Source organism: Streptomyces hundungensis (genome assembly GCF_003627815.1).
Lineage (GTDB): Bacteria > Actinomycetota > Actinomycetes > Streptomycetales > Streptomycetaceae > Streptomyces > Streptomyces hundungensis_A.
The window spans coordinates 3,878,821-3,899,033 of sequence record NZ_CP032698.1 but is presented as its reverse complement, the minus strand read 5'-3'; the positions used below and the strand labels follow the sequence as shown (position 1 = coordinate 3,899,033).

The window sequence follows — 20,213 nt, the reverse complement described above, 5'->3', positions numbered from 1 at the left end:
GTTCTAGCCTGTGGGGGCGCGGGTGTTTTTCGGCCACGCGCATGGATGACGTTCGAGGAACGAGGCACAGATGACCGACCCGGTGACGCTGGACGGCGAGGCCAAGATCGGCGAATTCGACGAGAAGCGGGCCGAGAACGCCGTACGCGAGCTCCTCATAGCCGTCGGCGAGAACCCGGACCGCGAAGGCCTCCAGGAGACGCCGGCGCGAGTCGCCCGGGCCTACCGGGAGATCCTGGCGGGTCTGCGTCAGACGCCCGAGGAGGTGCTGACGACCACCTTCGACCTGGGCCACGACGAGATGGTCCTGGTGAAGGACATCGAGATCGTCTCGCTCTGCGAACACCACCTGCTGCCCTTCCACGGCGTGGCCCATGTCGGCTACATCCCGGCCGAGTCCGGCAAGATCACCGGCCTGTCGAAGCTGGCCCGCCTGGTGGATGTGTTCGCCCGCAGGCCCCAGGTGCAGGAGCGCCTCACCACGCAGGTGGCGGACTCGCTGATGCGCATCCTGGACGCCCGGGGAGCCATCGTGGTGATCGAGGCGGAGCACATGTGCATGTCGGTGCGCGGCATCCGCAAGCCCGGCGCCAAGACCACGACGTCGGCGGTGCGCGGCCAGCTCCGTGACCCGGCGACGCGCAGTGAGGCGATGAGCCTGATCATGGCTCGCTGAGCCGCCACGGCGAAGCCCGGCCCGTGGGTTGCGTGCTCAACTCTCGTACGTGCTCAATTCCCGTACGCCGCAGCATGGTTGGCGGTGGACGGCCGCATCGGAACGGCCCCGGCCCCCGCATGAGCGGGGGAGCCGGGGCCGTTCGGCGTTTCGGCGGCGCGGCGGGTCAGGTGACCGGGGCCGTGGTGTCGTCCTCGTCGTCGGGGAGCTTGCAGACGCGTTCCAGGAACAGGGCGGCGGCCACGACGGCGATGCCGGCCAGGACCGAGAAGCCGGCGTAGATCGCCTGGTCGCGGCGGGGCGGCACATCGAGATAGCTCAGCAGATAGACGCCGGTGCCGCCGTACATCCCGCAGACCAGGGCCGCGACCAGGGCGCTCGCCTGGCCGAAGACCACCGCGCGGGCGGCCATCAGGGGCTCCACGCCCTTGGCGCCCGGCCGGCGCTCGCGCTGGGCGCGCAGCCGGGCCCGGATGGACAGGCCGGTCGCGAGCAGGACGACGGCGATCACCCCGAGCACGATGGGCGCCGCCAGCGGCACGCTCGGCAGGGTGGAGACCGAGTCCCACAGCCGGGCGACCGCCCAGGAGAGCACCCCGGCGACGACGAACAGCCCGGCCAGCACACCCAGGCGCAGTTGCTTCACGAAAGTAGTGCCCTTCGCGTCTTTGCGGTCGTGTGGAGTCCGGTGCGCCACCGGTGCCCCTTTGGGACGCCGGAAGCCGTGACCGGCCACGGACGGCCCACGCCCACGCCCTCCGCGTACGCGAAGCGCCCGGGGGCCGACCCTCAGAAGCGTAACGACTACTCGGGCAGGCGGAGTTCCAGGTCGGCGCGGGGTTCCACACCGCCGCGGCCGACGGCGCTCAGCAGGTCGGCGATCGCGCCGTGTCCGGCGAGCTGCGCCTCGGGGTCCACGTCGAACCACGGGGCGAGCACGAAGGCCCGCTGGTGGGCGCGGGGGTGGGGGAGGGTGAGGACCGGGTCGTCGGAGACGACGTCCGCGTAGGCAACGATGTCGACGTCGATGGTGCGCGGGCCCCAGCGCTCGTCGCGGACCCGGGCGAAGGCCTCTTCGATGGCGTGGCCGCGCTCCAGGAGCGAGGCCGGCGGCAGGGTGGTCTTCACGACGACGACCGCGTTGAAGTACGAGGGCTGGGAGCCGGGGTCGACGCCCCAGGGCTCCGTCTCGTACACCGGGGAGACGGCTTTGACGCGCAGCCCGGGCGTGTCCTCCAGGGCGTCGATGGCGCCCTGGAGCGTCTCCAGACGGTTGCCGAGGTTCGAGCCGAGCGCGATGACGGCGCGGCGCGGGTTGGAGAGCGTGACGTCGGCCGCGTCGACCTGCTCGACCACGGAGGCGGGCACCGGCTGCACGGTCGGGTCGCTCTGGGCGGCCCCTTGCGAATACACGCTCATACTCGGCTCCGGGTGATGGTGATGGTCACGTCGTCGAACGGGACGGTGATCGGCGCGTCCGGCTTGTGGACGACCACTTCCACCTCCTGGACGCCTTCGTGCTTGAGGCACTGCTGGGCGATCCGCTCGGCGAGCGTCTCGATCAGGTCGACGGGCTCGCCCTGGACGACGTCCACGACCTCCTCGGCCACCACGCCGTAGTGCACGGTCTTCGCCAGGTCGTCGTCGACCGCCGCGGGGCGGGTGTCGAGGCCGAGCACCAGGTCCACGATGAAGGTCTGGCCCTCCTCGCGCTCCCGGGGGAAGACGCCATGGTGCCCACGGGCCTTGAGGCCGCGCAGCGCGACACGATCCACGCGAATCACTCCTGCTGTCGTTGGTCAGACGGGCATGCGGCCGCGTGCGGGCGGCACGGTGCCCACGATCGAATCTACCTGCGGGCACTGACAGTGCTCGCCCACGGGGGCTATGGACAGATCCGGACAGGCCTGATAGCCGCCCCTACCCGATGGCTGCGGCTTCAATCCTCCGGGACCCCGGCTTCAACCTTCCGAACTCCCCAAACGTGCCCGGATTCAGTCCTCTTCCTGCTCTTCGTCGCCCGATTCGGCCAGTACCGGCGAGCCGTGGTGGGACCAGAGCCGCCAGCCCTCGGATGTGCGGCGGAACACATTGGTGGCGACCACGAGCTGGCCGACGAGTGGCCCCAGCTCGCCGCTCTCCTCGGCGGGGCCGCCGCTGAGGATGTTCTCGGTGCAGGTCACCAGCGCGGTGTCGCCCAGGATGACGACCTTCACATCGGTCAGGAAGAACTGGATGTACTCCGTGTTCGCCATGATCAGGGCGTACGAGCGGAGCACCTCGCCGCGCCCGGACAGCACCGGCCAGCCCGGGTGGACGCAGGAGATCCCGGTGTCGCCGGCCTCGGTGGCGTCCAGCCAGAGGGCGGACAGCTCGTCGAAGTCCCCCCGCTCCAAGGTCTCGTAGAACGCGGTGTTGGCACGCTCGACCGCCTCGCTCTCGGTGCGCGGGCTCACCGGGCTCCCTCTACGGCGCGCGCCACGCGGACGGCGTCGGCGGTGGCCCGCACCTCGTGGACCCGCACGGCCCAGGCGCCCTCGTGGGCGGCTATGGCGGAGACGGCGGCGGTGGCCGCGTCGCGTTCGCGGGCGGGCGGCGGGGCGGCGCCCTCGGGGCCGGCGAGGACGTGGCCGAGGAAGCGTTTGCGGGAGGCGGCGACCAGGACGGGGCGGCCGAGCGCGCGCAGTTCGGCGAGGTGCGCGACGAGGGCGAGGTCGTGCTGGGCCTGCTTGGCGAAGCCGAGGCCGGGGTCGATGACGAGGCGCTCGGGGGCGATGCCGCCCTCGATGACGGCCTCCATGCGGGCGCGGAGTTCGGCGACGACCTCGCCCACCACGTCGGCGTAGACCGCGCGGCTGTTCATGTCCTGGCTGAAACCGCGCCAGTGCATGACGACGAAGGGGGCGCCGGTGGCGGCGACCGCGGGGATCATCGCGGGGTCGGCGAGACCGCCGCTGACGTCGTTGACCAGGACGGCGCCGGCGGCGACGGCCTGTTCGGCGACGCGGGCGCGCATGGTGTCGACGGAGACGGTGACGCCCTCGGCGGCCAGGCCCCGCACGACGGGGACGACGCGGCGCAGCTCCTCGGCCTCGTCCACGCGGGAGGCGCCGGGGCGGGTGGACTCACCGCCGACGTCGACGAGGTCGGCGCCCTCGGCGACGAGGTCGAGCCCGTGCTTGACGGCGGTGGAGGTGTCGAACCACCGGCCGCCGTCGGAGAAGGAGTCGGGCGTCACATTGACCACGCCCATGACCGCGCAGCGGTCCCATTCGGGCAGGCCTTCGACGGACCCCCGTCCGTGCAACGTACTCATACGTCCAGCGTAGGCGTCAGCCGCTGGTTCCCGGACCACGCTCGGGGGTGGCGAAAAGGCGCTGGAGGAGATCGTGCAGGGCGACCCGGTCGGCGTCGGGGAGGCCGTCGAGGGCGGTGTGGGTGGCGAGCATGCCGGTGCGGACGGTCTCCACCGTGCGCATGCCGTCCTCGGTGAGCACGACGTTCTTGACGCGGCGGTCGGTGGGGCTCGGCTCGCGGCGCACCAGGGAGCGGGCTTCGAGGCGGTCGATGATCCCCGTCACGTTCGAGGCGTCGCAGTGCAGCGTGGTGGCGAGCGAGCGCATGGACGCGGGGCCCCGGCGCAGCACGGTCAGGGTCTTGGCCTGGCTGGAGGTGAGCCCCTCGCCGGCGGCGGCCGACGTGAAGTCACCGTAGAAGCCGGCCAGGGAGTCCCAGATGGCATCCATGAGCGCGGCGTTGCTGACGGCGGGGGGCGGGCTGGTTCCAGACATGCCGTCCACTGTACCCGCGATTCGAGCGAAACTTGACTACCTCAACCTTTGATGTTTACCTTCATTAAGTTGCTTGAGGTAATCAAGCTTCCCTTTGCACCCGTTCCTCCTCAGCCGTACGGAAGAAACAGTGACCACAAACCAACGCCCCCGCGGCGGTACCGGGCTCGTCCTGGTCCTCGGCCTCGCGGCCATGGTCGTCTCGATGATGCAGACCCTGGTCGTGCCGATCCTCGGGATCATCCAGAACGACCTCGGCACCACCACATCGGGCGTCAGCTGGGTCACCACCGCGACCCTGCTCTCGGCGGCCGTCTTCACCCCGCTGCTCGGCCGCTTCGGCGACATGCACGGCAAGAAGCCCACCCTGATCGGGGTGCTCGTGGTCATGGTCGCGGGCTCCGTGCTCGCCGCCACCACCAGCTCGCTCGTCCTGCTCATCGTCGGCCGGGTGCTCCAGGGCGCGGCCACCGCGATCTTCCCGCTGGCGCTGTCCGTCCTGCGCGAGGAGATCCCGCCGCAGAAGCTGCACGGCGCGATGGCGCTGGTCAGCGGCACCCTCGCCTTCGGCAGCGGACTCGCGCTCGTCGGCGCGGGCCTGCTCACGCAGGGCTCGCACCCCGACTACCACCGAGTCTTCTGGCTCGCCGTGATCCTCGCGGTCCTGGCGCTCGTCGCCGTCATCGTGGTCGTGCCCGCCTCCCGTACGAAGACGGGCGGACGCACCGACTGGTTCGGCGCCGCCACCCTGGCCGCCTTCCTCGTCCTGCTCCTGCTGCCCATCTCGCAGGGCCACGAGTGGGGCTGGTCCTCCGGCCGTACGATCGGGCTCTTCGTCGCCGCCGTCCTGATGGCCGGGGTCTGGGTGCTCGTCGAGCGCAAGGTCGCCGCGCCCATGGTCGACATGCGGATGTTCGCGCACCGGCCGGTGCTCTTCACCAACCTCGCCGGGCTGCTCCTCGGCTTCGCGATGTTCTCCCAGTTCATCGGCGTCTCGTACCTGGTGCAGATGCCGGACGAGCTGACCGGCTACGGCTTCTCGGCGTCCGTGCTGCGCGCCTCAGTCGAATACCTGCTGCCGACCACGCTCGTCTCGCTCGTCGCCGCCCCCCTCGGCGGGCTCCTGGTGGGCCGCATCGGAGCGCGCTTCACCCTCGCGGCGGGCGCGGCCTTCGGTGTCCTCGGCTTCGCCTGGCTGACCGGGGCGCACGACTCGACGTCGTCCGTGATCCTCGCGGGCATGTTGATCGGTGCCGCGATCAGTTTCGGGTACGCGGCGATGCCGGCGCTCATCGTGGCGAGCGTCCCGCACCACCAGACGGGGATCGCGAACGGGATCAACTCCATCTCGCGCTCGGTGGGTTCCGCGATCGCCAGTGCCGTGATCACCTCGCTGCTCGCCTCCAAGGTTCTGTCCGGGCTGCCCAAGGGTGTGCCGCCGCTGCCGGCGGAGAGCCAGTTCACGCTGTCGTTCGCGCTGGCGGGGATTGCGTTCGTGCTGGTGGTGGGGGTGGCTCTGGTGGGCCTGTCCTCCGACCGGGTGCGGTCGCGGGTCACGTCTTCCGCCCCGGCGGAGTCGGCGGAGTCGGCGGAGTCGGCGGAGTCGGCCTTGGAGCGGGCCTAGCCGTTTGCCTGCCGGCCTGTCCGTGCGGGGGGTGGTTGGCGCGGGCCCCCTGGGGGGTTCGCCCACCACCCACCCACCCGCGCGGGGGGTTGGTTGGTCCCGGCCCCCTGGGGCTCCGCCCCAGACCCCGGCGCGTTTGCCCACCCACCCGCCCGTGACGGGGGTCGGATGGTTCGGCCCCTGGGGCTGCGCCCCAGACCCCTGCGGGTTCGCCCACCCACCCGCCCGTGCAGCGGGTTGAATGGCTCAGCCCCTGGGGCTCCGCCCCAGACCCCTGCGGGGGCTCCGCCCCCGCACCCCCGTTCGCGCCTGAACGGCGCTCGTCCTCAATCGCCGGACGGGCTGAAGGTGCCCCAGCACCGAGCAGTTAAGGGGCGCGGGGAACTGCGCGACCAGCCACGCACGGCCCGCAGACGTAAACGGGTTTCAGGGGCGCGAGGAACTGCGCGAGAAGCGAGCACGGTCCGCAGGGTCGAGAGGGGTTAGGGGCGCGGGGAACTGCGCAACCCCCCGGCCCCCGGCCCCCGGCTCGGCTCGGCTCGCCGAACTCGCCCCGCCCCCCCACCCCCCGGAGGGTCTCGGGAAGGGGCGGGGTGGGGAGAAAAGAACCCCGGCGCCAAGCCCCCCGCAGGGGACCCGGCACCGGGGTGCGCAAGGGGCGAGCGGCCTACGCCGCTCGCATCTCGCGTTCCTTCGGCGGCACGTGCGCACACGCCCGGTCCCGTCGGGCCGCCCGCGTCAGACGGGCCAGCGGGCCGGGCAGGCCCAGGTTCACGAAGCCCTCCGCCTGCATCACGGCGAAGCCGATGCGGGGGAGGTCGGCGTGGGCCCGGTAGACCATGAAGCGCGGCTCCCAGCGCGGCTGGAACTTCGCGTTGAACTTGTACAGGGATTCGATCTGGAACCAGCGGGAGAGGAAGACGAGCAGGCCTCGCCACAGGCGAAGGACCGGGCCCGCGCCGATTTTCTCGCCGCGTGCCAGCGCCGAGCGGAACATCGCGAAGTTCAGCGAGACCTGGCGTACGCCGATCTTCTCGCAGGCCTGGAGCGAGGCCACGATGAGCAGCTCGTTCATGCCGGGGTCGGCCGAGCGGTCGCGGCGCATCATCTCCAGGGACATTCCGTCCTTGCCCCAGGGCACGAAGTGCAGGATGGCCTTGAGGTCGCCGAAGGGGCCGGGGGCGGCGCCCTCCTCGTCGGCCTTGTGGGCGGTGGCGATCACGCAGTCGCCGTCGTTGGGGTCGCCGATGCGGCCGAGCGCCATCGAGAAGCCGCGCTCGGTGTCGGTGCCGCGCCAGTCCTCGGCGGCCCGGCGGATGCGTTCGAGCTCTCCGTCGGAGAGGTCACGAACGCGCCGTACGCGGGTTTCGTAGCCATTGCGCTCGATGCGCTTGACCATCTGGCGTACGTTCCGCATGGCGCGTCCGGACAGGGAGAAATCCGCGACGTCCACCACCGCCTCGTCACCCAGCTCCAGGGCGTCGAGTCCGGTCTCGCGGGTCCAGACCTCGCCGCCGGTCTCGGAGCAGCCGACCACCGCCGGGGTCCAGGAGTGCGCCTTGGCCTCGTCCATGAAGCGTTCGATGGCGCCGGGCCAGGCCTCGACGTCGCCGATGGGGTCGCCGGAGGCGAGCATGACGCCGGAGACCACGCGGTAGGTGACGGCCGCCTTGCCGCTGGGCGAGAAGACGACGGCCTTGTCGCGGCGGAGCGCGAAGTGGCCGAGCGAGTCGCGGGCGCCGTGCTTGGCGAGGAGGTCGCGGAGCTTGTGCTCGTCGTCCTCGGTGAGGCGGGCGGCCGGGTGCTCGGGGCGGAACGCCAGGTAGATGGTGGTGACGGCGGTGAGCAGGCCGAGCGCGCCGAGCGAGTAGCCGACGGTCCAGCTGGTCTTGCCCTGGTACTCGACCGGCCCCTCGAAGCCGAACAGGCCGTACATCACGTGCTGGATGCGGTCCACGATGCTCGGGTTGCCGACGGTGCGGTGCGGGTGGACGCTCACGATGACGAGGCCCAGGCCCAGCGAGCTCGCCCCCATGAGGAAGAAGTTCGCGACCGCCTTCCAGCGGCTGCGCGGGTCGGGCAGCGCGTTGAACTCGCTCCGGTGGCGGACGAGCAGCGTCAGAAGTACCAATGAGATCAGTACGCCGACGACGGAGTGCCGGTACCAGAACTGGGCCACCGCCCCGATGGGCAGCAGCACCACGGCGGCCCGCCAGGCGCGCCGCTTGCGGCGCTTCAGACCGTGGGCGAGGAGCAGCAGGAGGATGCCGGCGCTGAGCGCCACGGCCGCCGCGAAGGGGCCGAAGGTGCCCGGCAGCACCTCGCTGACCGTGTGGAACCGACTGTGCCGGACGCGATCGAAGACTCCGGCCGCGACGTCCAGGAGGCCCACGATCGTGCAGGCCGTACCGACCAGCTTGGGAACCGACTCCGCGCGCGGTCCGCCTAGGACCTTTCGTACACGAGTCGGAACCGATCCGTTTTTGTCCCCATCTATCCTGACAGACATCGCTTCCCGTGACTCCGCGAGAGATTCAGTTGGCCGGGGGACGGCGTCCGTACCGTCCAGCCGGACAATGTGCGCCCTCTAGGACGGGACTTGTGGGGGGCGGGTTCCCTCGGTCCCAGGAAAATCTCAGCCAGAAAGTTTCATCGACTCATGGGTCTCACGAGCAACAAGGTTCTGGCACTCGCCGCGTTCCTGGCGGTGGTGCTGTTCGCGGTCACCATCTGGTTGTGGCCGCGTCTGGCCCGTCGCAGCTGGAAGGCAGTGACGGGCCGGATCGGGCTGCTGCTCGCGACCCAGCTGGCGATCTTCGCCTCGGTCGGTCTCGCCGCCAACAACTCGTTCCTCTTCTACGGCTCCTGGGCGGATCTGTTCGGACAGGAACAGGATCTGGGCACGGTCGTGGACCACTCGGCGGGCGGCAAGAACATCAAGGTCGTCGGCGTGCAGAAGCCGGACACCCCGGGCGCGGGAAAACCGCAGCTGGGGGGCGAGATCCAGAAGATCGTGCTGGGCGGTGAGAAATCGAAGATAACCAGCCCCGCCTATGTCTATCTGCCGCCCGAGTACTTCCAGAAGGCGTACGAGCACAAGACGTTTCCCGCCTCGATCGTGCTGACCGGATACCCGGGCACGGCCGAGAACCTGCTCAAGGGCCTGCGGTATCCGAAGACGGCCTGGGCGCAGGCCAAGCAGAAGAAGATGCAGCCGATGATCCTGGTGATGATGCGCCCCACGGTGGCGGGCCAGCGGGACACCGAGTGCGTCGACATACCCGGCGGTCCGCAGACCGAGACGTTCTTCGCCAAGGACGTGCCGGACGCGATATCGGCGAACTACCGCGTCGGCACCAAGCCCGCGAACTGGGGCTTCATCGGCAATTCGACCGGCGGCTACTGCGCCCTGAAGATCGGCATGCACCACCCCGAGAGGTTCGCGGCGAGCGCGGGCCTCTCGGCGTACTACGACGCGGCGGACGACCCGACGACCGGTGACCTCTTCCACGGCGACAAGCACGAGCGCAACCGCGCCAACCTGCTGTGGAGCCTGGACCACATCAAGCCCGCCCCGTCGTCCTTCCTGGTCACCAGCTCGCTGTCGGGCGAGGAGAACTACAAGCCGACCCAGTCCTTCATCAAGAAGGTCAAGGCGCCCGGACGCGTCTCCTCGATCACCCTGGACAGCGGCGGCCACAACTTCAACACCTGGCGCCGCGAGATCCCGCCGACCCTGGAGTGGATCAGCGGGCGGCTCAGCGCGAACTGACCGGCCGGGCGCGGGCCCGCGCGCTTCAGCGCGAGCTGACCGATTCGACCGTCACCTCGGTACGGGGCACGGCCTGGGCGTCCGCGTCGATGGACCGGCGCAGCGCCTCGTGCAGCCGGGCCGGGGTGAGGACGCCGAGGAAGCGGCCCCGCTCCTCGCGGTCGATCACCGCGATCCAGCCCGCGTCGTGCTGGAGCATCGTGGCGAAGGCCTGCTTGAGGGAGGCGCCGACCGGCAGCCAGGCCTCCATGCGCCGGGCGTGCTCGCGGACCGTGCCCTTGCCGAGGCGGGCCTGCTCGCCCGAGATCCAGCCGTGCAGATTGTCCTCGCCGTCCAGGACGACCGCCCAGCGCGCGATGTCGGCGGGGAGGGGGTCGTCGAGGTGGACCACCGGCGGCTGGTCCAGGTCGCCCTCCTCGATGGGCGTCACCGAGAGGCGCTTGAGACCCCGGTCGGCGCCGACGAAGTCCGCGACATAGGGCGTGGCGGGGGCGCCGAGCACGGCGGCGGGGGCGTCGAACTGCTCGATGGCGCCCTGCCCGTAGACCGCGATGCGGTCGCCGAGCCGGACCGCCTCCTCGATGTCGTGGGTGACGAAGAGAACCGTCTTGCGCACCTGCGACTGGAGGCGCAGGAACTCGTTCTGGAGCCGCTCGCGCACCACCGGGTCGACCGCGCCGAACGGCTCGTCCATCAACAGCACCGGCGGGTCGGCCGCCAACGCCCTTGCCACGCCCACCCGTTGGCGCTGCCCGCCGGAGAGCTGCTCGGGGTAGCGGGAGCCGTACGTCTTGGGGTCGAGCCCGACCAGGTCGAGCAGCTCGGCCGCGCGCGCGTGGGCCTTGGCCTTCTTGACGCCGAGCAGATGCGGGACGGTCGCGGTGTTCTCCAGGACCGTCTTGTGCGGGAAGAGCCCGACCTGCTGGATCACATAGCCGATGCGGCGCCGCAGTTGGACGGGGTCGACGGTCGATATGTCCTCGCCGTCCACGAATATCCGGCCCTCGGTCGGCTCGATGAGCCGGTTGACCATCTTCATGGTGGTGGTCTTGCCGCACCCCGACGGGCCGACCAGGGTGACCAGTTCACCCCCGGCCACCTCGAAGGAGAGATCGCCCACGGCGATGGTGCCGTCGGCGTACCGCTTGGTGACGTGCTCGAACCGGATCATGGGTCCCCATTGTGAAGGCTGACGTGCGCGCTTGTGTGAAGCCCATGTTGCTGTACCGCAATGGCCCACGGCGATTGTCAGTGGGCGGGGATAGGGTTTGGTACGTACGTTCGGGGCAGAGGTATCGGGAAGTTCGGGGGAGGTGGGGGAGTGGCGCGGAACTGCCTGGCGGCCAACGACTGGATCTGTTGGGAGTACGTCAGCTCCCGCAGTCAGGAGCTCACCGACGCGACGGTCCAGCACATCTGGATCACCGCGGTCTCGGTCCTGATAGGCCTGCTCGTCGCCTTCCCCCTCGCGCTGCTCGCGCGTGGCCGCAAGGGCGTCGCCGCCACCGTCCTCGGCATCACCACCGTGCTCTACACGGTGCCGTCGCTCGCCATGTTCGCCCTGCTGCTCCCGCTGTTCGGCCTCTCGGCCGGCCTGGTGATCACGGGCCTCGTGCTGTACTCCCTGACGATCCTGGTACGGAACATCCTGGCCGGGCTCGAATCGGTGCCGCCCGACGCCCTGGAAGCGGCCCGCGGCATGGGGTACGGGCGGATACGACTGCTTTTCGAGGTCGAGCTGCCGCTCGCGCTGCCCGCGCTGATGGCCGGGCTCCGGATCGCCACGGTGGCCACCGTCGCGCTGACCACGATCGGCTCGCTCGTCGACCACGGCGGCCTCGGCAACCTCATCGAGCAGGGCCTGCCCACCTTCTTCAAGGCGCAGATCCTCACCGCGTCCGTGCTGTGCGTGGTGCTGGCGATCGCCGCCGACCTGCTCCTCCTCGGCCTCCAGCGGCTGCTGACGCCGTGGACGCGGATCCGTACGGCGAAGGCGGGCTGAGCGATGGGAGTCTTCACACAGGCCTGGACCTGGCTGGCCACCGGCTCCCACTGGTCGGGGGAGGACGGCGCCTGGCACCGGCTCGGCGAGCACGTCTACGTCAGCGCGCTGGCCCTGCTGGTGTCCTGTCTGATCGCCCTGCCGCTCGCGCTGTGGCTCGGGCACATCGGCAAGGGCGGCGCGCTCGCCGTGAACCTCTCCAATGTGGGCCGGGCCATCCCCGTCTTCGCGGTGCTGGCCCTGTTCATGGTGACGCCGCTGCGCAACGCCGGCTATCTGCCCACCGTGATCGCTCTGGTGCTCTTCGCGGTGCCGCCGCTGCTGACCAACGCCTATGTCGGTATGCGCGAGGTGGACCCGGCGGCGGTCGAGGCGGCCCGGGGCATGGGGATGTCGGGGCGTCAGCTCTTCCTCCAGGTGGAACTGCCGCTCGCCTACCCGCTGATCATGACCGGGCTGCGCTCGGCGGCGGTCCAGATCATCGCCACGGCGACGATCGCGGCGATGGCGGGTCTCGGCGGGCTCGGCCGCATCGTCACCGAGGGATTCGCGGTGTACGACACCCCGCAGGTGGTGGCCGGCGCGATGCTGGTGGCGGCGCTCGCCCTGCTGGTGGAGGGCGTCCTGGTGGCGGTGGACCGGATCTTCAGCCCCGTGCGGGGGCGCTCGTGACGCGGTGACTCCACCCCACCGCGCACACCCGACACCCTGCGCCACCCGACACCCTGCGCCGCCCCGGCACCCCCGATCCCGCAACACCCGTCATTACGCGATGCCTCCTGGATGGTGAACACCGAATGAGCAAGATCCTGCGCACGACCGGTGCGGTGCTCGGCACGCTGGCCCTGGCCGGCACGCTCGCCGCGTGCGGCGGCGACAGCCTGGAAAAGAGCCAGGACAAGAGCAGTTCGAGCACGTCGGGCGGCTCCAGCAGTACGAGTGGCGGAAAGAAGGGCTCGCTGGTGGTCGGCGCGGCCGGCTTCACCGAGTCCGCGGTCCTGGCGGAGCTGTACTCGCAGGTCCTGGCCGACGCCGGATACGCGACCTCCATCACCACCGTGAAGAACCGCGAACTGTACGAACCCGCCCTGGAGAAGGGCGAGATCGACGTCGTGCCGGAATACGCGGCGACGCTCACCGAATTCCTCAATGCCAAGGTGAACGGCGACAAGGCGAAGGACAAGCCGCTCGCGTCCAGCGATGTCACCGCCACCCTTGCCGAACTGACCAAGCTCGCCGGGCCCCGCGGTCTGAAGGTTCTCCCCGCCGGTGAGGCCGTCGACCAGAACGCGTTCGCGGTGACCAAGGAATTCGCCACCAAGAACAACCTCAAGTCCCTTTCGGATCTGGGCGCTTCCAAGGTGAAGGTGAAGGTCGCCGCCGGTGACGAGTGCAAGATCCGGCCGTTCTGCGCGCCCGGTCTGACGTCCAAGTACGGGATCGACGTCACCGGCATCGACCCCAAGGGCGTCGGCACGCCCGGCGCCAAGCAGGCCGTCAAGGACGGGGTGGACCAGCTGGTCCTCACCACCACGACGGACGCGAGCCTGGACACCTACGGCCTCGTCCTGCTCCAGGACGACAAGAAGCTCCAGAACGCGGACAACGTGCTGCCGGTGGTCAACGCGAAGGACGCGGCCGCCCCGGAGATATCCGATGCGCTCGGCAAGCTCACCAAGGCGCTGACCACGGCCGATCTGGTCGATCTCAACCGCAAGGTCGACGCCGAGCGGGCCAAGCCGGCCGATGTCGCGAAGGCGTATCTCCAGTCGAAGGGGCTGATCAAGAAGTAGCCGAATTCGGCGATCGGAGTAACTACCGGGGAACAGATTGGCGGGCGGGGGTCCATAGGGGCGCTACGCACGGTAAATTTCAGGCCATGCCACGTGGACGCCACCGTCATTCCCCTCCGCTGCACCGGCTCCTCCAGCCGTCGGCCGTCGCCGGCGTCTCCGTCATCTGCGCCGGGGGCGCCTGGCTCGTCGATCAGCCCGCGATGCTGCGGGCGTTGGCCGCTGCGGCCGCGGCCGCCTGCGTCACCGGCTCGGTGCTCATGCGCGCCTGGGACCGGGCGGCGGGCCGCCGGGTCGCGGAGCTGACCCGCTCGCGCGCCGCCGACCAGTGGCGCACCGAGGAGCGCATCGCCGAGCTGGAGACGGAGTTGGAGGAGTCGCGCGAGCTGCGCGGCCGCCTCGACGCCAAGCTCCGCACCAAGCGCATGGAGCTGGCCGGGCTGCGCGGCGAACACGCGGCCCTGCTGCGCCGCTACGCCACCGCCGAGACCGAACGGGCCAGCGCCCTGGAAGGCCGGCGGCAACTCGCCCTGGAGTCCACCGGACCCAAGGCGCTCATGCCGTCCGGCAGCACGCCCACCCCGGCCTCCTATCTCGCGGCGGCCCGCGCCCTGGAGAGCCTCTCGCTCAGCGCCGAACGGCAGGCGAAGGCGCGTGCCGAGGCCGAGGCGTCCCGGACCCGCGAGCCCGGCCGGCCCCAGCCGTCCGGAGAGCCGCGGCCGTCCGGGGAGTCCCGGTCGTCCGGAGAGCGCCCGTCGTCCGGCCGGTCCCGGCCGTCTCCTGAGTCCCGGCCGTCCCGGGAGGATGAGGAGCCGCAGGGGAAGCACGCGGCGGTCCTCGGCAACGGGGAGCACTCCCGTCCGTCGGCCGCCCTCACTACCGGACCCCGCCGGGCCGAACTGCCCGCGCCCCCGGCCCCGGTGGCCGCCGCCGTGGTTCCCCACCCCGCGCGCCGCGCGGTGCGCCCCGAGGGCAGCTTCGACTTCTTCGGTACGGGGGGCGCCCAGCCGGGGGAGTCCGCCGAGCGGAAGGCCGCCGCTATCGAGGCCGTCCAGGACGAGGACCTCGCCGACGTGGTGGGCGCCGAAGTGCTGGCGAACCGGGCCCAGCAGGGCCCCGACAAGGTGGTCGGCGAGGTCATCGACCTGACCGTCCACGACGAGACGGAACAACTGGACGTGGCGGTTCTGAGGACCGCGATCTCGTAGCGTCCGCCCGCTCCCGCGGTGCGGGCGGTGGCCCCGGGCGGCCGTGCCGCGCGGGCGTGAGCGGCCGCGCGCGCCGGGCGGTCGACCGACGGCATCCGGGAGGGCACGTGACGACGACTCACGAGCACAGGCGCCCCGACGGAGAGCGCCCAGGCCGGCCCGTCGCGTACGGAACGATGCGCGGGACCGGGGCCGAGGTCGAGGACGGGACCGGGACCGGCGCCGAGGACGGGGCCGGAACACGGGGCAAAGGTCTGCGGCCGGTACCGAGGCCGCTGCATCGTGGCGAGTGTCGGTACCTGCCGCAGAGCCCGGACGCACGGGACAGACGGCATCCGGTGGGCCGCTCCCCCCGGGCGGCCACGGCACCCATTGTGATCGGGAACCCCGCCGTCTTTCCAGGGGGCACGGATGCAGATAATTGCCCGGCGGTCCGCTTCGCGCGCCACGACCGCCCCCACCGTCCGCCCCCGCCACGGAAGGCGCTCCCCTTGCACCTCGCCGCCGCCGACCGTGCCGCCCTGCGGGCGCTGCTGCGTGAGCGACGCGCCGCCGTCAGCCCCGCTTCCCTGGGCTTCCCGCCGCGGCAGCCCGGCCCCGGCCGTCGCGCCGCCGGGCTCAGCCAGGAGCAGCTCGACCTCCTTCTGGAGCGCACCCCGGGCACGTACAACCGGTTCGAGAACGGTCAACTGGCCTCCCCCTCCGCCGAGTTGTTGTCCGCGGTGGCCACCGTGCTGCGCTTCGACGAGCAGGAGTGGGTGTTCCTGTGGCGGCTCACCCGGCGCGAGAACCCGCCGAGCCCGCTGCACCGCGCATCGGGTCTGTCCGTGCCCGGTGAGTGGCAGCGGGTGGTCGACGGCATCAGCGGGGCGCTCGCGTACATCAATGACGCGGAGTGGAACCTGCTGGCCCACAACAAGGAGTTCGCCGCGCTCTTCCCCGGCGGCGAGCCCCCGGCCAACCCCATGCGCTGGATGCTCCTCGACCCGCAGGCGCGCGAGGTGGTGCTCGCCGACTGGGCGAGGTCCTGGGCGCCGGTGGTGATGCCCCAGCTGCGGCACGCCGTGGAGCTGCGTCCGGAGAACGCGGCGCTGGCCCGCCTTGAGGACGACGTACGCCGGGATCCGGTGGCCGGTCCCCTGTACGAGGCGGCGGCGTCCGCGCCCATCGCCTATCCCGACGGGTCGGAGCGGCCGCTCAACCATGCGCTGTACGGCCCCGGTTGGGTCACGACCTGTGTCGCCCAGCCGGTCACGTCGCCGGGGGCGCGGGTGATGCTGCTGCTCTACACGCCGGGCGATTCGCTCGCGAGCCGTAGCTCGTTCCCTGAAGCGCCACAGATGAGTTGACCAAGTTTTTGGATTCTCAGGATTGTTTCCGGCCACCTGCCGTACGGTGATGTTCCACCCTTTTTCGATTCGTTGAGGGAGATCGTCCGTGCCCGCTCACATAGCACCTCCCTGTGTGGTTCTGCCAGGGAACGTGGTGACGACCGACGAGATCTGCGCAGACATCCGCCGGGCCCACCCCGATCTGCCGCGTCTGGAGGCGATGCTGCGGGTCGCCCGGGCGACCACCGTGCGGACCCGTAACTTCACCCGGCCCCTGAACGCGCCAACAGTGGCCGGAAACGCCATGGTCGAGGAGCGCAACAGGACTGCTTACGAAGACGCGTTGGAGCTGGCCACCGAGGCGGGACGCCGGGCGCTGGCCGCGACGGGGCTGCGGCCCTCGGACATCGACGCGATCGTAACCAGCCACACCACGTCCTGGACCGTGCCCTCCCTCGACGTCCACCTGGTCGGCGCGCTCGGGCTGCCGCCCGCCGTGCGGCGCCATCCGCTGGCCACGCTCGGCTGTGCGGGCGGCGCCCAGGGACTGGTCCGCGCCCACCAGGACATCGCCGCGCACCCCGGCGCGAACGTCCTGGTCGTCACCGCGGAGTGCCTGTCGGCGGCGACGTACAACCACGAGGACACCAGCCTCGAATCGATGGTCTACAAGGTGCTGTTCGGGGACGGCGCCGCCGCCACGGTGGTCTCCGGGCGCCCGGCCTGGGACGGCCCGAGCTTCGTCGTCGAGGACGTCATGGAGTATGTGCTGCCGGACAGCTCCGACCGCTACCGCGGCCGGCTCAGCGGCGCGGGCCTGCACTTCGACTCGACCCGCGCGGCGACCGCCGCCTTCAACGACTGCCTGCCCGAACTCGCCAAGTGGCTCGACGGCCGCCCGCTCGACTTCGCGGTGGTGCACCCCGGCGGCCCGCGCATCCTGGACGACACCGCGGCGGGCCTCGCCCTGGACGCCACCGACCTGCGGCACGCCTGGGAGAGCCTCGCCCACAACGGCAACCTGGGCGGCTCGGCGGTCCTGGACGTCCTGGCCCGCACGGCGGCCACCACACCGCCGGCGGACGGCGCGCCAGGCCTGGTCATCGCGTTCGGCCCCGGCTTCGTCCTCGCGGCGGCCCGCGGCCACTGGGCCAACTGACCGCAGGCGGCGGCCAGTTGGGGGGACCCGTGCCGACGGGGGTGGCGCGCCCCGTGCCCCGGGGTGCTGCGGGCCCCTACTTGTCGATGTCACCCACGACGAAGAACAGCGACCCCAGGATCGCCACCATGTCCGCGACCAGGGTCCCGGGCAGCAGGACCGCGAGCGCCTGAATGTTGTTGTACGAGGCCGAGCGCAGCTTCAGCCGGTACGGGGTCTTCTCGCCCTTGCTGACCAGGTAGTAGCCGTTGACACCGAGGGGGTTCTCGGTCCAGGCGTACGTGTGGCCCTCGGGCGCCTTGAGGACCTTGGGCAGGCGCTGGTTGATCGGCCCCGGGGGGAGCCCCGCCATCCTGTCCAGGCAGGCGTCGGCGAGGTCGAGCGCGTTGTGGGTCTGCTCCAGGAGGCACTCGAACCGGGCCAGACAGTCGCCCTCGGTGCGGGTGACGACCTTCAGGGTGTCTTGCAGCTCGCCGTACGCGAGGTACGGCTCGTCGCGCCGCAGGTCGAAGTCGACGCCGGAGGCGCGGGCGATGGGGCCGCTCACGCCGTACGCGTGCACGGCCTCGGCGGGCAGCACGCCGACGTTCCTGGTCCTGGCCCGGAAGATCTCGTTGCCGAGCACGAGCCCGTCGTACACGTCCATGCGCGAACGCACCGAGGCGACGGCGTGCCGCACCCGGCCGAGCCAGCCCAGCGGGAGGTCCTCCTTGAGGCCGCCGACCCGGTTGAACATGTAGTGCATGCGGCCGCCGGAGATCTCCTCCATGACCGCCTGGAGCTCCTCGCGCTCGCGGAAGGCGTGGAAGACGGGGGTGATGCCGCCGAGCTCCAGCGGATACGAGCCGAGGAACATCAGGTGGTTCAGGACGCGGTTCAGCTCGGCGAGCAGGGTGCGGGTCCACACGGCACGCTCGGGGACCTCCATGCCGAGCATCCGCTCCACGGCCATCACGACGCCGAGCTCGTTGGAGAACGCGGAGAGCCAGTCGTGGCGGTTGGCCAGCATCACGATCTGGCGGTAGTCGCGGGCCTCGAAGAGTTTCTCCGCGCCGCGGTGCATGTAGCCGATGACCGGCTCGGCCTGCTGAATGCGTTCGCCGTCCAGCACGAGCTTCAGGCGTAGCACTCCGTGGGTGGAGGGGTGCTGGGGGCCGATGTTGAGCACCATGTCGGTGCTCTCCGCTCCGCCGCCGATGCCGACCGTCGTCTCCGTCATGGGGCCAGTATCCCCTGCGGGGGGCTGGCGCCTGCGCCGGGTCGGGGCGGGGGCGGCTCCCTCCTCTGCGCAGTTCCCCGCGCCCCTGAACCCCCTTTCGTCCGCGGGCCGTGCGTGGCTGGTCGCGCAGTTCCTCGCGCCCCTTAAGTGCTCGGTGCTGGCCAGTGCAGGCATCTTCAGCCTGTCATGGGGGTCCCCCCTGGCCCTTAAGGCCTTGGGGGAGATTGAGGACGAGCGCCCTTTAGGCGCGAACGGGGTCTGGGGCGGAGCCCCAGGGGCTTTTGGCTGCGGACCGTGCCCGCTTCTCGCGCAGTTCCCCGCGCCCCTAGCGGCACTGGTGCGGGCCCGCATCGGCCGCCTCAGCCCGTCCGGCGATTGAGGACGAGCGCCGTTCAGGCGCGATATGGGGTCTGGGGCGGAGCCCCAGGGGTCCGGGCTATCCAACCCCCGTCACGGGCGGGTGGGTGGGTGAACGCGTCGGGGTCTGGGGCGGAGCCCCAGGGGTGGCGGGCTGGAGTAGCCAGGTGAAGGTGCCCAGGCCGGAGCGGGAGGTCAGCTCTGCTGCTTCGCCCGCCCGGGCGAGAGCCCGTACGTACGCCGCGGGGTCGGAGGACGCCAGCGACAGAGGGGGCCGGCCGCCGGAGACCCCCAGGCGGCCCAGCGCCTCGCGCTGGGACACCAGCTCCGCCCCCGGCAACGCGCACGCGTCGAGCGCGACATGCGCAGTGATGTCGCAGGACCCGTCCGGCACGGGCGCGACCTCCCGCCCGTCGCGAAACCCGCTCAGCGTCCCGAACGGCGGCCGCGCCCCCCGCACGTGCGCGTAGTCGACCGCCACCGCGAGCCCCGCCTCCAGTGAGGACACCGCCGCCGCCCACGCCGCGTCCCGCGGGCGCCCGATCTCCGCCCGGGTGCCCGGCTCGGTCAGCGGCCACCAGCGCGCGAGCCACGCCGCGTCCGCGCCCGACACCGGCTCGCCCAGCGTCTCCGTACCGTCGGGACGTACCCGTACGAGCCTGACCACCCCGTCGGGATCGACCTCGGCCACCTCCACCGGCACGTTGTCGAGCCACTCGTTCGCGAAGAGCAGCCCGCGCACGCCCCGGGGCATCGAGGCGCGCCAGTCGATCCGCTCGTCGAGCCCGGCGGGCCGGGCCGCACGCTCGACGGCGTACGCCCGGACGGGGAAGTCGGCCGGCAGCGCGGCGAGCACCCCGGTGAGCAGCTCCCCGCGCCCGGCCCCCATGTCGACGAAGTCGACCGGCCCGGGTCCGAGCCCGGCCGCGACCTCCGTCAGGAGGCGGGCGACAGCGCCCGCGAAGAGGGGCGAGGCGTGCACCGACGTACGGAAGTGTCCGGCGGGCCCCTCGGGGCGCAGATAGAAGCCGCCGTCGCCGTAGAGCGCTTCCTCCGCCGCCGCGCGCCACCCCCGGGGCTCGTCACCCGAGCCGGGCGCCCCACACCCCGCACGGGACGCCTCCGCTCCCGCTCCTCCCACGCCGCTCCCCGAACCGCTCCCACCAGCGGGCTGCTGACACGTCTCATCCGTCACGTGCCCAAGTCTCCACCTTGGGGAGTACGCCGCCGGGGTCAGGATCGCCCCGGCGGTTGACCCCTGCACCTATCCGGCTTCCCTAC

Annotated in this window: 19 protein-coding genes; 9 read left to right on the top strand and 10 right to left on the bottom strand. The window is 71.4% G+C overall.

Going from position 1 to position 20,213, the window contains the following annotated elements:
• The first annotated feature begins 70 nt into the window (after positions 1-70).
• A complete protein-coding gene (gene folE / locus DWB77_RS17325) occupies positions 71-676 on the top strand; it encodes a GTP cyclohydrolase I FolE (RefSeq protein ID WP_120722125.1) in 606 nt (201 codons plus the stop codon).
• Positions 677-842: 166 nt separating this feature from the next.
• On the opposite strand, the gene DWB77_RS17320 is transcribed toward folE, so the two are convergent.
• From DWB77_RS17320 to DWB77_RS17295, 6 genes are all read right to left on the bottom strand, one after another.
• A complete protein-coding gene (locus DWB77_RS17320; RefSeq protein ID WP_120722124.1) occupies positions 843-1,322 on the bottom strand; it encodes a DUF3180 domain-containing protein in 480 nt (159 codons plus the stop codon).
• A gap of 158 nt (positions 1,323-1,480) precedes the next feature.
• Positions 1,481-2,095, bottom strand: coding sequence for a 2-amino-4-hydroxy-6-hydroxymethyldihydropteridine diphosphokinase (gene folK / locus DWB77_RS17315; RefSeq protein WP_120722123.1), 615 nt, complete (start codon positions 2,093-2,095; stop codon positions 1,481-1,483).
• Positions 2,092-2,451: a dihydroneopterin aldolase gene (folB, locus tag DWB77_RS17310; protein WP_120722122.1), complete on the bottom strand. Its 360-nt coding sequence runs from the start codon at positions 2,449-2,451 to the stop codon at positions 2,092-2,094. Before folB ends, folK begins: the two co-directional genes overlap by 4 nt.
• 219 nt (positions 2,452-2,670) lie before the next feature.
• A complete protein-coding gene (locus tag DWB77_RS17305) occupies positions 2,671-3,132 on the bottom strand; it encodes a nuclear transport factor 2 family protein (protein ID WP_120722121.1) in 462 nt (153 codons plus the stop codon).
• Positions 3,129-3,992: a dihydropteroate synthase gene (gene folP / locus DWB77_RS17300; protein WP_120722120.1), complete on the bottom strand. Its 864-nt coding sequence runs from the start codon at positions 3,990-3,992 to the stop codon at positions 3,129-3,131. Before folP ends, DWB77_RS17305 begins: the two co-directional genes overlap by 4 nt.
• A gap of 16 nt (positions 3,993-4,008) precedes the next feature.
• Positions 4,009-4,467 (bottom strand): MarR family winged helix-turn-helix transcriptional regulator, encoded by a 459-nt coding sequence (locus tag DWB77_RS17295; RefSeq protein WP_246033553.1) that lies wholly within the window; start codon positions 4,465-4,467, stop codon positions 4,009-4,011.
• A gap of 130 nt (positions 4,468-4,597) precedes the next feature.
• On the opposite strand from DWB77_RS17295, the gene DWB77_RS17290 reads away from it, so the two are divergent.
• Positions 4,598-6,091 carry an MFS transporter gene (locus DWB77_RS17290; RefSeq protein ID WP_246033552.1) on the top strand — a complete coding sequence of 498 codons (1,494 nt, stop codon included), beginning with the start codon at positions 4,598-4,600 and terminating at the stop codon, positions 6,089-6,091.
• A 667-nt stretch (positions 6,092-6,758) separates the two neighbouring features.
• Here the strand turns inward: DWB77_RS17290 and DWB77_RS17285 are convergent.
• Positions 6,759-8,600, bottom strand: a complete 1,842-nt coding sequence (locus tag DWB77_RS17285; protein WP_120722119.1) for a phosphatidylglycerol lysyltransferase domain-containing protein — start codon at positions 8,598-8,600, stop codon at positions 6,759-6,761.
• Positions 8,601-8,750: 150 nt separating this feature from the next.
• Between DWB77_RS17285 and DWB77_RS17280 the strand changes: the two genes are divergently transcribed.
• Positions 8,751-9,863 carry an alpha/beta hydrolase gene (locus DWB77_RS17280; RefSeq protein WP_120722118.1) on the top strand — a complete coding sequence of 371 codons (1,113 nt, stop codon included), beginning with the start codon at positions 8,751-8,753 and terminating at the stop codon, positions 9,861-9,863.
• 25 nt (positions 9,864-9,888) lie between these two features.
• On the opposite strand, the gene DWB77_RS17275 is transcribed toward DWB77_RS17280, so the two are convergent.
• Entirely contained in the window at positions 9,889-11,034 is a 1,146-nt protein-coding gene (locus DWB77_RS17275) for an ABC transporter ATP-binding protein (protein WP_120722117.1), read from the bottom strand.
• Between the two features lie 150 nt (positions 11,035-11,184).
• On the opposite strand from DWB77_RS17275, the gene DWB77_RS17270 reads away from it, so the two are divergent.
• The 6 genes from DWB77_RS17270 (at position 11,185) to DWB77_RS17245 (ending at position 17,356) form a co-directional block, all read left to right on the top strand.
• On the top strand, positions 11,185-11,865 hold the full coding sequence (locus DWB77_RS17270) for an ABC transporter permease (RefSeq protein WP_246033551.1): 681 nt from the start codon (positions 11,185-11,187) through the stop codon (positions 11,863-11,865).
• 3 nt (positions 11,866-11,868) lie between these two features.
• The gene (locus DWB77_RS17265) at positions 11,869-12,537 is read left to right on the top strand and encodes an ABC transporter permease (RefSeq protein WP_120722115.1); all 669 of its coding nucleotides are present in this window, start codon (positions 11,869-11,871) and stop codon (positions 12,535-12,537) included.
• Positions 12,538-12,662: 125 nt separating this feature from the next.
• Complete coding sequence (locus tag DWB77_RS17260) at positions 12,663-13,658, top strand: ABC transporter substrate-binding protein (RefSeq protein WP_120722114.1); 996 nt, start codon at positions 12,663-12,665, stop codon at positions 13,656-13,658.
• An 86-nt stretch (positions 13,659-13,744) separates the two neighbouring features.
• The gene (locus tag DWB77_RS17255; RefSeq protein WP_120722113.1) at positions 13,745-14,866 is read left to right on the top strand and encodes a hypothetical protein; all 1,122 of its coding nucleotides are present in this window, start codon (positions 13,745-13,747) and stop codon (positions 14,864-14,866) included.
• Between the two features lie 491 nt (positions 14,867-15,357).
• On the top strand, positions 15,358-16,215 hold the full coding sequence (locus tag DWB77_RS17250; protein ID WP_246033550.1) for a helix-turn-helix domain-containing protein: 858 nt from the start codon (positions 15,358-15,360) through the stop codon (positions 16,213-16,215).
• A 136-nt stretch (positions 16,216-16,351) separates the two neighbouring features.
• The gene (locus DWB77_RS17245) at positions 16,352-17,356 is read left to right on the top strand and encodes a PhlD (protein ID WP_342777969.1); all 1,005 of its coding nucleotides are present in this window, start codon (positions 16,352-16,354) and stop codon (positions 17,354-17,356) included.
• A gap of 76 nt (positions 17,357-17,432) precedes the next feature.
• Here the strand turns inward: DWB77_RS17245 and DWB77_RS17240 are convergent, their stop codons facing one another.
• Entirely contained in the window at positions 17,433-18,575 is a 1,143-nt protein-coding gene (locus DWB77_RS17240; RefSeq protein ID WP_120722110.1) for an NADH-quinone oxidoreductase subunit D, read from the bottom strand.
• 436 nt (positions 18,576-19,011) lie between these two features.
• Positions 19,012-20,073: an SAM-dependent methyltransferase gene (locus DWB77_RS17235; RefSeq protein ID WP_174248565.1), complete on the bottom strand. Its 1,062-nt coding sequence runs from the start codon at positions 20,071-20,073 to the stop codon at positions 19,012-19,014.
• Positions 20,074-20,213 lie beyond the last annotated feature (140 nt).

Coding starts and splice junctions, on each gene's coding strand:
- folK (WP_120722123.1), bottom strand. CDS start 2,095: ATGAGCGTGTATTCGCAAGGGGCCGCCCAGAGCGACCCGACCGTGCAG.
- folE (WP_120722125.1), top strand. CDS start 71: ATGACCGACCCGGTGACGCTGGACGGCGAGGCCAAGATCGGCGAATTC.
- DWB77_RS17280 (WP_120722118.1), top strand. CDS start 8,751: ATGGGTCTCACGAGCAACAAGGTTCTGGCACTCGCCGCGTTCCTGGCG.
- DWB77_RS17240 (WP_120722110.1), bottom strand. CDS start 18,575: ATGACGGAGACGACGGTCGGCATCGGCGGCGGAGCGGAGAGCACCGAC.
- folP (WP_120722120.1), bottom strand. CDS start 3,992: ATGAGTACGTTGCACGGACGGGGGTCCGTCGAAGGCCTGCCCGAATGG.
- DWB77_RS17260 (WP_120722114.1), top strand. CDS start 12,663: ATGAGCAAGATCCTGCGCACGACCGGTGCGGTGCTCGGCACGCTGGCC.
- DWB77_RS17265 (WP_120722115.1), top strand. CDS start 11,869: ATGGGAGTCTTCACACAGGCCTGGACCTGGCTGGCCACCGGCTCCCAC.
- DWB77_RS17255 (WP_120722113.1), top strand. CDS start 13,745: ATGCCACGTGGACGCCACCGTCATTCCCCTCCGCTGCACCGGCTCCTC.
- DWB77_RS17295 (WP_246033553.1), bottom strand. CDS start 4,467: ATGTCTGGAACCAGCCCGCCCCCCGCCGTCAGCAACGCCGCGCTCATG.
- DWB77_RS17275 (WP_120722117.1), bottom strand. CDS start 11,034: ATGATCCGGTTCGAGCACGTCACCAAGCGGTACGCCGACGGCACCATC.
- DWB77_RS17285 (WP_120722119.1), bottom strand. CDS start 8,600: ATGTCTGTCAGGATAGATGGGGACAAAAACGGATCGGTTCCGACTCGT.